This window comes from Photorhabdus hindustanensis (genome assembly GCF_002968995.1).
Classification (GTDB): Bacteria; Pseudomonadota; Gammaproteobacteria; order Enterobacterales; family Enterobacteriaceae; genus Photorhabdus; species Photorhabdus akhurstii.
In genome coordinates this window covers 41,330-58,137 of the sequence record NZ_PUWT01000022.1, presented here as the reverse complement: position 1 = coordinate 58,137, position 16,808 = coordinate 41,330, and the positions used below count along the sequence as shown (strand labels likewise).

Genomic DNA, 16,808 nt, shown 5'->3' with positions numbered 1-16,808 from the left:
AACGGCACAAATAATTATTTCTTTATCCTAGTTCAATGAATTGCCACTTAATCGGAGATTATTTTCATTCAACTATTCACCTTTCAGTAAAGTGCGCAGCCCAGCAGCTTTATTCTCTATCTCTATCCACTCCTGTTGTGGATCAGAACCCATCACAATCCCGGCACCGGCATATAGAGAAAGTAAATTGTTGTTAATTTCTGCGCAACGCAGGGAAACCGCAAACTCACTCTGTTCACAGGAAAGATATCCTGCGGAACCCGCATACCAATCACGACTAAATGGTTCGCTATCACGAATAAAATCACGCGCCGCTTCACGAGGTAATCCAGCAACAGCCGCCGTTGGTTGTAAACGATGCAAGCAATCACTATCACGATCACTCTCTAACTTTCCCTGAATCCGACGCCGTAAATGCTGGACTTTTCGCAAACGAATCACATCTGGCGGAGCCACATCGACAGAAACCACAGCACCTTGAAGACGCTGGCAAATATCATCAACAACGAGCAAGTTTTCATGTTGATTTTTTTTTATCTTCCAGCAACCATTGCCCCAATTTTTCGGCGTGCTGAGTATTATCAGAATTGGCAACCGTCCCCGCTAGCGCCTCTGTATAAAGTTGAGTCTGCTTACGGTAGTAAAGCCGTTCTGGCGAAGACGCCAAAAATGCCTCATGCCGATTAAACGCCAACATAAAATGATAACAACGGTGATTTATCTGGCGGCTCGCTGCCATAAATTGGGCAGCCGCTAAAGGCTCACTCAGTATTAACTGCGTCTTACGCGCCATCACAACCTTCTCCATCTTACGATGGGTGATAGTCTCCAAAGCCAGCTCAATCAAGTCACACCACCGGGCGCGTTCCGGTATATTCTCCGCATTCACTACCACTGCCTGTAACGCGGAGAATTCCCGGTGCGGAACTAACTGTTGCAGGAATTCCTGTGCATTTCTCACATCCTGTCGGCCAGCTATATTCAAATACAACCAGCTTTCGTCACGGTAGCGACGTAATTCGATACGGGGTAAAAACAGATAACCCGCGTCCCCTGCTTCGGATCGCGTAATACGAGCGGGTTGAATCCGATCCCAGGCATTCAGCCCCCAGATCCGTATCTGTGGAAATTGACGGTTTCTGTGCAAAAAATTTTCGGCTGAAATAATATCACTGAAAAGATGGATTTGCCCACAAGCAGCGACCTCTTCATAGCCCTCTCTGTGATGCCAATAGAACTGCGGATAATGAGACTGCGCTGCCAGCCATTCCAGCCAGTAAGTGCAGCAACCTACTGGCAGAGGAAATGAAATCTGTTGGATACCAACTTCACTAACTTGTTTATTATTCAGTGTCTTGCATACATTAGCGACAACATTAGCAATTTGATTCATCACTTCTGCCCCAAAAGACGTGATAAAAAGTAAGATTATACGGGGCATTAATAATAATTAAAGTCCTGATTATTTATGTAGTTATGCTTGTTCGATTCCGTTAGTGATATGCCATTATCCCAATACTGAAACAAGCTACATCAGACGTTTTGTCCTTTAGATAAGGAATATTAAGTTCATTAGTATGATCAATCCTTTCGATGCAATTTATAAAAAAACGACTCTTTTACTTACTACGGAAAATTTACTAAATAAATAGCGTTATTATAAACCAAGAAATAAATATTTATTTTTCTAAAAAAATCGCGCTATAAAAAAACATATATTATTTTCACAATAGCCAAATAGAATTATAAAAACATCCACCTTATTTGTTAATTCTAACCTATTGTGTGAATAATTAACAATTTAATTGAAATATAGATCTGAAAATAACAAAAGACTTTATTCAATAACATCAGAAAAATAGGTTACGACCCCATTTTTTTTAAACATGCCATAAATGACAAATCAAAAAATATTTAACTCATTCTTTATAAAAAGACTATATTACCCACTTTTTAAATTAATAATGTGAAAATCACATAACCCCCACATCACAAACCAACACAACTAATTGTTTTAAAATGACTTTTATAAAACAACATTAAAATTTTTTATGTTTTTTACATTAACATCAATTAAAAAATGAAATTTAAAATCATATAAACAAGAAAAACAAAAGAATGTTTTCACATTTCATGACTAAAATAATAAAAATTCATATTATTTAATTCCATACATTAGATATACAAAAATCATAAACAATTTCATTTAAGATTAATGAAAACGACAAAAAATTATTTAATAAAACTCATAAATAAAACTATTTTTTCAACAATCAATCCCGAAAATATGTGTATTTTTAATTCGGATTATTCAATAAAAAATACAACATTAATTTAACAACATGAGTATTATGACGTTCGGTTGTGCCGTGATGTATTTAATAATTTTTCAATAAAGCAAGAACCATTAATGGAGAAATATATGTTATTAGCTCAACTTCCAGCGGAAAAAACACTGAACGAAACAGATATTCCCTCGGCCACCTTGCAATTACTGACTGGTAAACGAGAAGGTGTTGCACGCCCCGGAGGAATATTTACCAAAGAAGACCTGATTAATATCAAACTGTATGTCAAGAAAGGTCTGTCACTACCTTTTAATCTTGAGGAAGTGAAGAGCTATCTCGGCTACCAAAGAGTCAATATCGCTGGACTGGAACCAGAGGATATTTATGCCTTGTTTGAAGAAATCCGCATCCATTCTCTTAGCTGGAGTGAAGTAGAAGAAGATGTTCTACAACAAAGCATTGATCTGGAAGTTATTGGTCAACAAATTACCGAAGCCGGAGAGAATATACTCAGTATCATCAATGAAATGCCAATTATTGAACGCATCAAGAGAAGATTGGGAGATATCTCAAGAAGACAACTTTCCGAGATCACCTATACCTACGAAGATAGAGAAGTATCGTATGCTCTGGTAGAAATCCTCGACACCATGAAGAGCGATATTGAGAAACAGCGGCAAAAAACTGAAAAAGTCAAAAACGAAGTATCCGATTTCAAACTAAAACTGATTGGTGGCAGGCTGTCAAATGGCAGTATCGCTATGGGCTTGCAACCACAAGTTGAAAGTAAAAGAAAGCTGATGAGAGACAATAAAATGTCAGTCAGTATCGGAGATTTGGACGAAAAAATTATCGAAAAGAAAGCGGAAATCGACCAACTCAAGCAAGATTACAATAAATTCGTTGGCCTGGCTTTTTCTGGTATTGCCGGAGGGATTATAGGTCTCGCAATTACTGGCGGTATTTTTGGTTCTAAGGCAGAAGAAGTACGTAAACTGAAAAATGAACTGATCGCAGAAGTACGCAGCCTGGAAGATAACATTAAAGGTAAACGCGCCCTACAAAAATCCATTACCACTTTATCTCTTGATTTTAGCGACATTGATACCCGTTTGCTGGATGCAGAAGTGGCATTGAACCATTTGGATTACATGTGGCAATCCATGCTAACTCAAATCAATGCCTCTAGGGATAAATTCTCTCAGATTAACGACGCACTAAAACTGACCTCTTTCATCACTAAATTCCAGCAAGTGATAAGCCCTTGGAAAGAGGTAGAAGGCTCCGCTAAACAATTAGTCAGAGTTTTCGATGAGGCGTTGAAAGAATACAAAAATCGCTACAACTAATTGTTTCCTCTCGTATGACATAAGAAATAGAAAAAAGGAGTATTAGAATGAGTGAGATCATCACTTTTCCACAGCAGACTGTTGTTTACCCAGAAATTAACGTAAAAACCTTGAGTCAAGCAGTGAAAAATATCTGGCGGCTGTCACACCAGCAAAAGTCAGGCATTGAAATCATTCAGGAAAAAACACTACGGATAAGCTTATACAGCCGTGACCTCGACGAAGCAGCTCGTGCCTCTGTGCCTCAATTGCAAACTGTCCTGAGACAACTACCCCCTCAAGACTACTTCCTGACCCTCACTGAAATCGATACAGAACTGGAAGATCCCGAATTAGATGATGAAACTCGAAATACTCTTTTGGAAGCACGCTCAGAACATATCCGCAATCTAAAAAAAGATGTCAAAGGTGTTATTCGCAGCTTACGCAAAGAAGCGAACCTAATGGCAAGTAGGATTGCCGATGTAAGCAATGTCGTGATCTTAGAACGCCTGGAAAGTAGTCTGAAAGAGGAACAAGAACGAAAAGCAGAAATTCAGGCTGATATTGCTCAGCAAGAGAAAAATAAAGCCAAATTAGTTGTAGATCGCAACAAAATCATCGAAAGCCAGGACGTTATCCGTCAATACAATTTGGCTGACATGTTCAAAGACTATATTCCCAATATCAGCGATCTGGATAAACTGGATTTAGCCAATCCTAAAAAAGAACTGATCAAACAGGCAATTAAGCAAGGAGTTGAAATTGCTAAAAAGATTCTGGGTAATATTTCCAAAGGATTGAAATATATAGAATTGGCTGATGCCAGAGCCAAATTGGATGAACGAATCAATCAGATAAACAAAGATTGCGACGACCTGAAAATCCAATTAAAAGGAGTAGAACAACGGATTGCCGGTATAGAGGATGTGCACCAAATCGACAAGGAGAGAACCACATTACTACTTCAAGCAGCTAAATTAGAACAAGCATGGAATATATTTGCCAAACAATTACAGAACACCATAGATGGTAAAATCGACCAACAAGATCTAACCAAGATCATACACAAACAGTTGGATTTCCTTGATGATTTAGCATTGCAATATCACTCAATGCTACTGAGTTAAGTGCTAAGAAGACTCATTCTCCTATATAGGAGATAAAAAATAGGAGATAAAAACAACCCGGTAGGAATAAACCTTACCGGGTCAGGTTATTGACCAACCCATTTAAAAACATCCCCAAAGACATAAGCAAGGCCGCACGTCTGCTAGATTGGGAGCATAATATCATTACGCGAAAACTGAAAGATTTTCACAAATCTACCCTTCTAATAAGCATCAGTCCTGCATTATCGATTGTGTCACATGATCGATTGTATTGCATGATCGAGTGATGTTTTAATGCTCGTCACCATTTTTTCGATATAAATTAGGAGAATGTAAATGAGCAAGCTAATTCTGTCCTCTAATATGTTGTTGAAAGAGGAACAAACTGTTTCGTTGACCCAAGTAGACCTAACCAAAGAAGACCCATCTCTGCTGGAGTTGCTACAACAGCAAATTGAAGCCGAGGACAGTCTCACGCAACAGACCGGACCACGTTGGTATCGCTCTGGTTTCGGCCCTAAACCAACTCAAGGCGGAAAGTATATTTCTGGTACAACCTTAGCTCCCTTGAACGGACCGACGCCTTCAGGAATTGTGAACACCATTCAGTGTACTTATGACCGAATCAATTGGGCTGGCTGGCAAAATCAAATCACGCTGCGTCTTTTCATCACCACCCCGGATAATTCTGCTGCATGGGAAGCATTTCCGGATGTAGCCAGCGACTCAGCCACAATCAATGCCGCAGGAGCTAATGTTCCAGCAGACTGTAGGATTACCCTGCAAATGAAAGTCGGAAATATCACGGGCGGGTTGTATCAGCCGCCGTACATTTCATCCTATGACTGCTGGGTAAACTACAACTAACACGAACTGTCGAAGATGCACCTTTGGATATGTGCCAAAGGTGCATTGCTAAATACGTTGTTTACTGTGAAAGATGTTATCCTGAATATATTCTTGAAGAAGTCAGATTGGATGCGACAATTAAAGAAATGGACTTTAATTTTAATACCATTAATATATTTCTTACCCTCTTTGGTTTTAAGCCTAAAAATAAAATACAAGAAAAAGGAAAAACGAGAAAATCAGAGTATCGATTTAATGAAAATGGGTAAATTTAAATTACAGGCTCAAAATAGCTCAATAAAAACCACTCATTAAATGAATTTTTAATTGAAAAATAAGAAAACTCTCGGAATGAAAATCGCTTTACTCGATATCACCTTTTTAACCATATTCATTTTATCTTTTCACCTGCATTCCCCTTTAACAGCCTATTTACATCCATATTTAATTCGTTTATCGGCAATGTTATCCCCCACTTATTTTACATTTACCTAACCTGACATGACCATTTGAAATCACAAAAACAAAAATATTAAAGATCTCATATAAAAGACGGATTTAACTATAAATGCATATTTTTAAAAACACGTTAATCAAACTTAATCCAATTCTATTAACTATTAATAGCAGATTGAAAAGAAATCAGCGAAAAAAGAATATTATCCGAAAAAACACAAAGGGGAATATTTATACCATCAAGCTATTTATTGGTTGATTTATAAAGATAAAAGAAAGAGTGATAACTTATAAAAACTGTTCAAAATTGCCAATGAAACAGCATCAACAAAGATAAAAAGCAAGTATGATTAACGTTGATTAAACGTAAAACACAATATACCATGATGATTAAACTTAATAGAAATCAGGCAGTAAGAACAACGATTAAAACCAGAGGTTAAGAGTCTGTACATTATTCTGTGTAATTGCCACCTGATTATAAGTGACATAAGATGTATAACCATTTTGAAATCTCATTTATACCCCGTAAAAAAGGCAAATAAGAACATAAAATATTATTAAATGAATTTACTGATTTATTTAAACATCATTTAAATAGACATGGTTTTAAGAGAAAACCTAAAATCATATGACGAGACTATTTTAATAAATAAAATATTTTATTTTTATAACCCAAGTCTTTTCAAAACTGACCCGGTAAGAATAATCTTACCGGGTTTTTATATTCCAAATAATCCGTAACAATCGACTGGCTATTTAGAGAATAATTTTCGCTTGCTGTATCACATCAATCAGCGGTTGAGGCCAGATACCTAACGCTAATACCAATAATGCGGAAACCAGAACAACGATCCCGCCGGCAGTTGATGCCCAGTTCCTTGGTGTATCGCGGTTAAGGGCCTTTGGCGCAGGCAGGTACAAACTGACCATCACCCGCAGGTAGTAATACAAACCGATAGCACTACCTACCACCACAGCCCCCGTCAGCCACCACAGTTCCGCTTTCACACCCAACACAATGACATAGAATTTACCAATAAAGCCAAATGTCATTGGTATCCCCGCCAGCGACAACATCATTACCGTCATCACCGCGGACAGAATAGGTTTATGCCAAAACAAGCCACGATATGAGTAGAGGGAATCTGCATCCGGCCCTTTATATGGGCTGGACATGAGGCTAACAACGCCAAATGCGCCGATACTGCTAAACAGATAACCTGCCAGATAGATACCGACCGTCTCTTCTGAAAGCTGGTGATTCTGTACCGCCACCAGCGCCACCAACAAATAACCCAGGTGAGCAATAGAAGAGTAACCAAGCAGACGTTTGATATTTGTCTGGGTCAACGCCATCAAGTTACCGAACAGCATAGAAGCAATGGCAATAACGGTTAATACCGTGCGCAATGCTTCGCTATCCGCCATTGGCGCTTCAACAAACAAGCGCACCACTACTGCAAAAATCGCTATCTTACTGGCTGTTGCCAGGAAGGTAGAGACCGGAGCCGGCGCTCCCTGATAAACATCCGGTGTCCAGAGATGGAAAGGAACCAGTGATAATTTGAAGCCAAGGCCAACAACCAGCATACCCAAGCCTGACAGTATCAAAGGTTGATAGATATAGCTGTCAGACAAACGATGCCCCAATGCGGCAAAAGAGAGATCGCCTGATTCCGCATATAACAACGCTATACCAAACAGCATGAAAGAAGAGGCTGCCGCGGACAGCAGCATATACTTGATAGCCGCTTCCAGAGAGCGTTTCTGGCGATATGCATAACCAATCAAACCAAACAGCGGCAAAGTTAATAACTCAATACCGATAAACAATGATGCCAGGTGGTTTGCACAAGCCAGAAGAATCCCGCCTACTGTCGCAATTAGCACCAGCAAATAGAATTCTTCTTTGTTATCTGGATAATTTTCTAACCAAGAATAGGCGAAAGTCGTCGTTGCCAGGCTCGCAACCAGCACGAGACCGATATAGAGCATAGCATAGCGATCCACATGAACCAGTGGGGTGACATCCATCGCTTCTTGCTGTCCGACAAAATAGAGAGACAGCAAAGCTAGATTCAAACCTACCACGGTCAGAGTAGTGTTAATAAAGTGATCGCGTCGCCACGCAATGGACAGCATCACAACCACTACCGTCAATCCGACGATCAACAGCGGTAACAGCGCGATCAGTTGTTGAGGAGTTATTGTCATGGCGAATTACGGCCTTGTAGTTGAAATTGAAGCTGAATACCAGGTCTGGATGTTATCCATCGCTGCCGCTGAAGTATCAAGGATAGGTTGTGGGTAAAAACCCATCACCACCAGTAATATCAACAGCACCATTACAATGGATACTTCTCGCATATCCATCCGTCTTAGTGGTTCGTCTGATTTTGCCTCACCGTAGTAAGCACGCTGCATCATGTACAGGGCATAAACAGAAGCGAAAACCAGACCAAATACAGAAATCGTTATAATTAACGGAAATTCACTAAAACTACCAAACAGGATCATAAATTCACCGACGAAGTTACCGGTCCCCGGCATTCCCAGTGTCGCAACAGCGAAAGAGAGCGATAACGCAGGCAAGAACTGCACACGTTTCCACAAGCCCCCCATGAGATTCATATCACGGGTATGTAAGCGCTCATAAAGTTGTCCACAGAGAATAAACATACCTGCGGCTGACAGACCATGAGCAATCATCTGAATAATCGCCCCCTGGTAAGCAAGCTGGCTGCCAGAATAGATCGCGATTAACACAAACCCCATATGAGAGATACTGGTATAAGCAATCAAGCGTTTGATATCTGTCTGGCTGAACGCCATCCATGCGCCATAGAAGATCCCAAGCACACCGAACCACATCGCAATCGGTGTGAACTCATGAGAAGCTTCCGGGAACAACGGCAAAGCAAAACGCAACAGACCATAACCTGCGGTTTTCAGCAAGATGCCGGCTAAGTCAACAGAACCCGCTGTTGGCGCCTGACTGTGCGCATCAGGCAACCACCCATGTAAAGGCACAACCGGCATTTTTACAGCAAATGCAATGAAGAAACCGAGCATCAGTAAGTATTGAACGGTATGTGACATTGGTGTATTCAGCAGTTCTTGATAGCTGAATGTCCACTCGCCTGTTCCATTATAGTGAACCAGTACCAGCGCCATAATCGCAATTAACATCACCAAGCCACTCGCCTGAGTGTAAATGAAAAACTTGGTCGCCGCGGTGATACGAGTCTTACCGCCTGAGCCTCTGTGCCCCCAAAGTGCAATCAGGAAGTACATCGGCACCAACATCATTTCCCAGAAGAAGAAGAACAGGAACATGTCGATAGCGAGGAACACCCCCATCACACCACCCAAGATCCACAGCAGGTTCAAGTGGAAAAAGCCCTGATATGGCTGATTTTCCGTCCATGAACAGAGAATAGCCATCAGCCCCAGTAGCGCGGTCAACACCACCATCAGCAGCGATAAGCCATCCAGAGCAAGGTGAATACTGATGCCAAAACGTGGGATCCACGGCATAAGAAATTCCTCTTGCCATTGAGGTATCCCTTGTGGATTAGCCAAGGTGTAGCCCCCCTGCAACCACAGTTGCAGAGAGAGTACCAGAGTCAACCCCATCGAGATTAACGCGATCCAACGCGGTACACGGGTACCGAAGCGTTCAGCCTGCCAACTCAACAGGCCACCGATGAAGGGCATAAGAATTAGCCAAGGTAATAGCATGGCGCAATGTATCCCTTAAATTAAACCAGTAGCAGCAGAGCTAAAACCAGCACTGCACCCAACCCCATAGAGGCAACGTACCAACGGACCTGTCCATTTTCACTCAGACTAAGACCTTTGTTACTCCAGCGTGATAACACCGCAGGAATATTCATCAGTGAATTTAGCGGATCGTTTCGCAATACATGTGTAATGTTCTTGAACGGCTTAACAAATACCCAGTCATAGAGAACATCAAAGCCCCAAGCATTAAACCACCATACGGAGAAGAAACGCCCCGGAGCACTTTGTGCCACACCATTCACCAACTGACGTTTACCCAGATACAGTGCCATTGCCAGCAAAATACCCGCCACAGCGATCACGCCAGAAACCACTTCCAAGGTCATTTTACCTGTGTGATCCGTTGCATGGCTTCCCGGCAACACACCCGCCAATGGCGGCGCAATCAGTGCGCCCACAAAGGTGGAAAGCACCAGCAATACCAGTAACGGCAGGTGATGGGTAATACCTTTAACAGGATGGGCTTTTGTTTTCGCCTCACCGTGGAATACGATGAAAATCATGCGGAAGGTGTACAAGGAAGTCATAAATGCCCCCGCCAAACCCGCCAGCATTAGGTTGATATGACCATGTGACATCGCTCCCCACAGAATTTCATCTTTACTGTAGAAACCGGCAGTGACGATTGGCAACGCTGATAACGCCGCGCCACCCACCAAGAAACAGACATAAACCAACGGAATGGATTTACGCAATCCTCCCATTTTGAAAATATTCTGCTCGTGATGACAGGCCAGGATGACGGAACCCGATGCCAGAAACAACAGCGCCTTAAAGAAAGCGTGAGTCATCAGGTGGAAGATTGCCGCATCCCATGCCTGAACCCCCAATGCTAAGAACATGTAGCCAATCTGGCTCATGGTTGAATAAGCCAATACACGCTTAATATCGGTTTGCACTAACGCGGCAAAACCTGCCAACACCAGCGTGACAGCACCGATAGTGCCAACCAGTTGCAGGATTTCCGGCGCCATTAAGAATAGGCCGTGACTACGTGCAACCAAGTAAACCCCGGCGGTTACCATCGTCGCGGCGTGAATCAGCGCAGAAACCGGCGTTGGACCTGCCATCGCATCGGCCAACCAAGTTTGTAACGGCAACTGGGCTGATTTACCTACTGCTCCCCCCAATATCATCAGGGTTGCCCAAGTAATCACTGAAGAACCGGCTTCCAGATGCTGTGGAGCTAAAATCGCCAACTCGCGGAAGTTCAACGTTCCCAAATTGTCATACAGAATGAACATGCCGATAGCCAAGAAGACGTCACCCACACGAGTAACAACAAAGGCTTTCATTGCCGCAGCGCCATTCGCCGGGTTGGTATAGTAGAAGCCAATCAGCAAATAACTGCACAGCCCTACCCCTTCCCAACCGAGATACATCAGCATCATGTTATCTGCCAGAACCAGTATCACCATGCTGGCGATAAACAGGTTGGTATAAGCGAAGAAACGGGAATAACCCTCTTCACCACGCATATACCACGAGGCATACATATGGATCAGGAAACCAACGCCAGTCACCACACTCAACATGGTAAGGGATAAACCATCAAGCACCAGAGTAAACGGGATACTGAAATTCCCAACTTCCATCCAGTTCCACAGGTTCTGACTGTAAACCAGATCACCCGCACCATTCTGACTGTTGAAATCGATAGCAACCCATAAGGTAACCAACGCAGCCAAACCAACAGAACTAATCCCGATGGTGGCTGATGTATTTTCAGACCAGCGGCCACGGGAAAATGCCAACAGCAAAAATCCCAGCAGTGGCAGCAGAATTGTTAAATAGAGTAAGTTCATCCGCGCATCTCACTGACTGTATCAATATTCAGATTCTGGCGACGACGATAGAGCTGCAATAACAGCGCCAGGCCAATACTCGCTTCGGCTGCCGCCAAGCTGATAGCCAAAATAAACATCACCTGACCATCTGGCTGGCCCCAATAGCTGCCTACCACAACAAAAGCCAAAGCCGCAGCATTAATCATCACTTCAAGCCCAATTAACATAAACAACAGATTACGGCGAATGATGAGCCCGGTCAGGCCCAACACAAATAGAATGGCCGCCAAAATCAGTCCATGTTGAAGAGGTATCATGGTTGTTCCTCCGCATTTCGGTTGCTGAGCACTTCACCCTGTTTATGCTCACGGCCTATGTGATACGCCACCACCATACCGGCAAGTAATAGCAAAGAAGCCAGTTCAACGGCCAATACATACGGACCAAACAAACTAATACCCACTTCTTTGGCACTGATAACTTCACCGGTGATATTGTCAGCAATATCGCCATGAGAAACATTGATAATGGTATACACCAGCACAACAAGCAGCACCGCTGACAGTATCCCCGGACCAATCCAGGTCCTCGGCTTCAACCAGACACGCTCTTGTTCAACAACAGATTTGCCAAGGTTAAGCATCATCACCACGAAAACAAACAGCACCATGATGGCCCCGGCGTAGACGATGATCTCTAGCGCACCGGCAAAATAAGCGCCAAGCGAAAAAAACACCGCTGAAAGCGCCAGCAGAGACACAATCAGATACAAAAGCGCGTGTATCGGATTGGTATGGGTAATCACCCTGATAGTTGCCAATATGGCAATCAGCCCGGCAGTATAAAACGTAAATTCCATGAATATCGCTCCTTACGGCAACAGGCTTTTAACGTCGATAGGTTTCGCTTCATTGTCAGCTTCACCTTTCGATTTGCCGTCAATCGCCATACCTGTCTTACGGTAAAAGTTATAATCAGGATATTTACCCGGACCTGAAATCGTCAGGTCCTCTTTTTCATACACCAGATCCTGGCGCTTAAATTCCCCCATTTCGAAATCCGGCGTTAATTGGATCGCAGTCGTCGGGCAAGCTTCTTCACATAAGCCACAGAAAATACAACGTGAGAAGTTAACGCGGAAAAATTCTGGATACCAACGACCATCTTTATGTTCAGCTTTTTGCAGTGAGATACACCCCACCGGACAAACCGCCGCACACAGGTTACAGGCAACACAACGCTCTTCACCGTCCGGATCGCGCGTTAGCACAATACGGCCACGGTAACGGGGCGGCAGATAAACCGGTTCCTCTGGATACATTTGGGTTTCGCGCTTATGAAAGGCATGCAAGCCAATCATCCAAATACTGCGTACCTGGGTGGCAAAACCAACCACTAACTCTTTCAATGTCATGGTTCATTCCCCCCTTATTGAGCGTTGTACAAAATCACTGCCGCAGTCGCCAGCAGGTTAAGTAAGGTCAGCGGAAGACAGATTTTCCAGCCAAACGCCATCACCTGGTCATAACGTGGGCGTGGTAAAGAGGCACGTATCAAGATGAACATCACCATGAAGAATGCCGTTTTCAACGCAAACCAGACAAACGGCGGCAAGAACGGACCATGCCAGCCACCAAAGAACATTGTCACAATCAGGGCAGAAACCGTGACAATACCGATATATTCACCAACGAAGAACAGACCGAATTTCATACCGGAATATTCAATATGATAGCCGTCAGCCAGCTCCTGTTCTGCTTCCGGCTGGTCAAATGGATGACGGTGACACACCGCCACACCGGCAATAGCAAAAGTTAAGAAACCGAAGAACTGAGGAATGATATTCCACATATGTTCCTGTGCATTGACGATATCCACCATATTGAAGGAATCAGCCTGAGCAACCACGCCCATAAAAGAGAGGCCGATAAACACTTCGTAACTCAGTGTCTGCGCAGAAGCACGCATTGCCCCCAGTAATGAGTATTTGTTGTTACTTGACCATCCAGCAAACAGCACCGCATAGACAGCCAGACCCGCCATCATCATAAAGAACAAAATACCTATGTTCAGGTCGGCGGCCATCCAAGTCGGCGTGATCGGCACAATGGCAAATGCCAGCAATAGAGAAACGAAACCAATCACCGGCGCCAAGGTAAAGATCATTCTGTCGGCAAACCGGGGTACCCAGTCCTCTTTAAAAAACATTTTGATCATGTCAGCGACGATCTGTAACGACCCGCCCCAACCTACACGGTTTGGCCCATAACGGTTTTGAAACAGCCCTAGCAAACGACGTTCGCCAAAGCTCATCAATGCCCCACAGACAACCACCACTACCAAGATCACCACGGCCTTGAGAACAGCGATCAGCACATCAATAATTTCGGGGGTTAACCAACTCATTATGCAACCTCCCGTAAATTATTCACGGAAACACCCGCCAGTACCGGAGGAATACCCGGCATTCCCATTGGCAAACCAATCTGCCCTTGAGCAAGATTTTCACTCAGACGAACTGCCAGACGCAGTTGCTGACCAAAACAATCAAACTCTAAAACAGAACCCGTTTTCACACCCAATTGATCCGCATCTTTGCTATTGAGCATCACATAAGGCTCCGGCATACGTTCCTGAATCACATCAGAACGCTGAGTTAACTCTTCACTACCAAACAAATGGTGGTAAGGAGCCACTGTCCATTGGTTATTTTGTGCCGTAAAGGCTGTCGGGATCTGATCAAAATAGTTCAAACCGCCGTCAGTGGTTTCAATCAGACGCACACCGGGATCACCAAAGCGCAGATGACCACCTACCTCCGCCTGGAATTTGTTCCAAGCCTGTGGTGAGTTCCAGCCCGGCGCCCATGCAAACGGCACCTGCTGACGATAGGCATCTGGGCTATTGTTACCTTCCATTGAGAAAGCGAATGGCGAATCGACATCCTGCGGCTGACGTTGCTCATGTACGCTGAGATTCGCCAACATTGCAGTACGACCACTGTAACGGTGCGGTGAACGGGCCAGTTTCTGACCACGGATGCGGAATGTAGAATCAGGCGCGGCATCAACAATACCTTTAAGCTGTGGCATTGTTTCAACACAGGCATCAATAACATGGTCAAGCTGCGTCCAATCTAAATGGCGTTCAGTATAAGTTGTGTGCAAGGAGTGCAACCAACGCCAACTCTCCAGCATCACCACCGATTTGTCGTAGAAAGAGGGTTCAAAAACTTGGAAATAACGCTGCGCCCGGCCTTCCTGATTTACCAGCGTACCGTCACTTTCTGCAAAGCTGGAAGCTGGAAGAATCAAATGGGCTTTATCCATGATGGCAGTGCGTTGATGATCAACCACAACCAAGTTTTTCAGCTTGCTCAGTGCATCGTCTACCTTATCTGCTGCGGCATGCCGATAGAGATCATTTTCCATTACGATAGCCGTATCAGATTCACCACTGCTTATCCGTTGCAACGCAACATCCAGTGGTTGAGCCTCCATCATTCCCAATCCAATACTATTCGCATAGATTGCAACAAACGACAAACCGACATCTGAACCTCGGTCTTTCAGTGCCCAGGCAACATTGGCCGCTGCTTGAATAATCGCATCACTACCGACGTTACTGCCGCTGATAATCAGTGGTTTCTTCGCGCCAATCAACGCTTGCGCAACCATTTCCACTTTAACTTTCAGTTCGTCAGGCAAATTCTCGACTGCCGGCGCAGTGTTATCCAACGCATGAGCGATTGCAAAACCAAAACGCGCCTGATCATCAACCGGCGCACGATAATTCCACGCGGCGATATCATCCAGACGAGTATCATCCACGTTGGTCACAAACAGGGGATATTTCGCACGCTGACCAATATTCATCACAGCGGCAATTTGCCAATCAGCAACTTTCTGAGCGGCCGCCATTTCGCGGGCTTTGCCTTTCACCGCCTGACGAACAGATAATGCCATCCGGGCGCCGGTTTGCGTTAGATCTTCACCTAAAATCAGTACCGCATCATAACTTTCAATTTCACGCAGCGATGGTGTATAAACGCCGCCCTGTTGAAGAATTTCCAACATCATATCAAGGCGTTGTTGTTCAGCCGCAGCAATCCCGCTATAGAAGTTTTCCGCGCCCACCAGTTCACGCAGTGCAAAGTTACTTTCCAGGCTGGCGCGTGGGGAACCGATACCGATGGCATTCTTCGCCTGACGTAAAATATCCGCCCCGCCCTGCATAGCCTGTTCAGCATTAAGCGAGATCCAATGATCACCACGCAATTGCTGTGGCTGACGAGGACGATCCTTACTGTTGACATAACCGTAACCGAAACGACCACGGTCACACATAAAGTAGTGGTTTACTGTCCCGTTATAACGGTTCTCGATACGGCGTAATTCACCATAGCGCTCTCCCGGGCTGGTATTGCAACCAATGCTGCACTGTTGGCAGATACTTGGCGCAAACTGCATATCCCATTTACGGTTATAACGTTCAGAGTGGGTTTTATCAGTAAATACCCCTGTTGGACAAATTTCTACCAGGTTACCGGAGAACTCACTTTCCAGCGTGCCACTTTCAGGGCGACCAAAATAGATATTATCGTGAGCGCCATAGACACCAAAATCAGTGCCGTCGGCGTAATCTTTGTAGTAACGCACACAACGATAACAGGCAATACAGCGGTTCATTTCATGAGAAATAAACGGCCCCAATTCCTGATTGTTGTGAGTACGCTTAGTGAAACGGTATTTACGGAATGTATGACCGGTCATCACGGTCATATCCTGTAAGTGGCAGTTGCCCCCTTCTTCACACACCGGGCAATCGTGCGGATGGTTAGTCATCAACCACTCAACCACACTCTCACGGAACTTTTTAGCCTCTTCATCATCAATAGAGATAAAAGTGCCATCCGCTGCCGGAGTCATACAGGACATTATCAAACGACCGCGCGTATCATCCGCATTTTGATATTGCTTCACCGCACACTGGCGGCAAGCGCCAACGCTTCCAAGCGCTGGATGCCAGCAAAAATAAGGAATATCCAACCCCAAAGAGAGGCAAGCTTGTAACAGGTTATCAGCCCCGTCTACATCATATTTTTTGCCGTCTACATGTATCGTAGCCATAGTCAGCATGCTTCCAAATGACCTGCTTTTCAGCAAGTGTTAATCAAAAATT

11 protein-coding genes and 1 pseudogene are annotated in these 16,808 nt (G+C 44.0%); 3 read left to right on the top strand and 9 right to left on the bottom strand.

Features of this window, described 5'->3' with window-relative positions:
• Positions 1 to 72: 72 nt before the first annotated feature.
• Positions 73 to 1,393: pseudogene (gene menF, locus C6H66_RS27245) on the bottom strand (isochorismate synthase MenF).
• A gap of 1,017 nt (positions 1,394 to 2,410) precedes the next feature.
• On the opposite strand from menF, the gene C6H66_RS08815 reads away from it, so the two are divergent.
• From C6H66_RS08815 to C6H66_RS08805, 3 genes are all read left to right on the top strand, one after another.
• Positions 2,411 to 3,637 carry an alpha-xenorhabdolysin family binary toxin subunit A gene (locus C6H66_RS08815; protein WP_105395375.1) on the top strand — a complete coding sequence of 409 codons (1,227 nt, stop codon included), beginning with the start codon at positions 2,411 to 2,413 and terminating at the stop codon, positions 3,635 to 3,637.
• 47 nt (positions 3,638 to 3,684) lie between these two features.
• On the top strand, positions 3,685 to 4,746 hold the full coding sequence (locus C6H66_RS08810; protein ID WP_046395991.1) for an alpha-xenorhabdolysin family binary toxin subunit B: 1,062 nt from the start codon (positions 3,685 to 3,687) through the stop codon (positions 4,744 to 4,746).
• Positions 4,747 to 5,064: 318 nt separating this feature from the next.
• The gene (locus C6H66_RS08805) at positions 5,065 to 5,595 is read left to right on the top strand and encodes a hypothetical protein (protein ID WP_046395990.1); all 531 of its coding nucleotides are present in this window, start codon (positions 5,065 to 5,067) and stop codon (positions 5,593 to 5,595) included.
• Positions 5,596 to 6,792: 1,197 nt separating this feature from the next.
• Here the strand turns inward: C6H66_RS08805 and nuoN are convergent.
• Genes nuoN through nuoG form a run of 8 tightly spaced genes read right to left on the bottom strand, consistent with a single transcriptional unit; the run spans position 6,793 to position 16,756 of the window.
• Positions 6,793 to 8,250: an NADH-quinone oxidoreductase subunit NuoN gene (nuoN, locus tag C6H66_RS08795; protein WP_036811909.1), complete on the bottom strand. Its 1,458-nt coding sequence runs from the start codon at positions 8,248 to 8,250 to the stop codon at positions 6,793 to 6,795.
• A gap of 6 nt (positions 8,251 to 8,256) precedes the next feature.
• Positions 8,257 to 9,777, bottom strand: a complete 1,521-nt coding sequence (gene nuoM / locus C6H66_RS08790) for an NADH-quinone oxidoreductase subunit M (RefSeq protein ID WP_046395988.1) — start codon at positions 9,775 to 9,777, stop codon at positions 8,257 to 8,259.
• A 20-nt stretch (positions 9,778 to 9,797) separates the two neighbouring features.
• Complete coding sequence (gene nuoL / locus C6H66_RS08785) at positions 9,798 to 11,645, bottom strand: NADH-quinone oxidoreductase subunit L (protein WP_105395374.1); 1,848 nt, start codon at positions 11,643 to 11,645, stop codon at positions 9,798 to 9,800.
• Positions 11,642 to 11,944, bottom strand: a complete 303-nt coding sequence (gene nuoK, locus C6H66_RS08780; RefSeq protein WP_011147297.1) for an NADH-quinone oxidoreductase subunit NuoK — start codon at positions 11,942 to 11,944, stop codon at positions 11,642 to 11,644. The genes nuoL and nuoK overlap by 4 nt, the downstream gene beginning before the upstream one ends.
• A complete protein-coding gene (gene nuoJ / locus C6H66_RS08775; protein WP_036781359.1) occupies positions 11,941 to 12,486 on the bottom strand; it encodes an NADH-quinone oxidoreductase subunit J in 546 nt (181 codons plus the stop codon). The genes nuoK and nuoJ overlap by 4 nt, the downstream gene beginning before the upstream one ends.
• Positions 12,487 to 12,498: 12 nt before the next feature.
• Positions 12,499 to 13,041 carry an NADH-quinone oxidoreductase subunit NuoI gene (nuoI, locus tag C6H66_RS08770; RefSeq protein WP_036781362.1) on the bottom strand — a complete coding sequence of 181 codons (543 nt, stop codon included), beginning with the start codon at positions 13,039 to 13,041 and terminating at the stop codon, positions 12,499 to 12,501.
• Positions 13,042 to 13,055: 14 nt separating this feature from the next.
• Positions 13,056 to 14,033, bottom strand: a complete 978-nt coding sequence (nuoH, locus tag C6H66_RS08765; RefSeq protein ID WP_046395986.1) for an NADH-quinone oxidoreductase subunit NuoH — start codon at positions 14,031 to 14,033, stop codon at positions 13,056 to 13,058.
• Positions 14,033 to 16,756, bottom strand: coding sequence for an NADH-quinone oxidoreductase subunit NuoG (gene nuoG / locus C6H66_RS08760; RefSeq protein ID WP_105395373.1), 2,724 nt, complete (start codon positions 16,754 to 16,756; stop codon positions 14,033 to 14,035). Before nuoG ends, nuoH begins: the two co-directional genes overlap by 1 nt.
• Positions 16,757 to 16,808 lie beyond the last annotated feature (52 nt).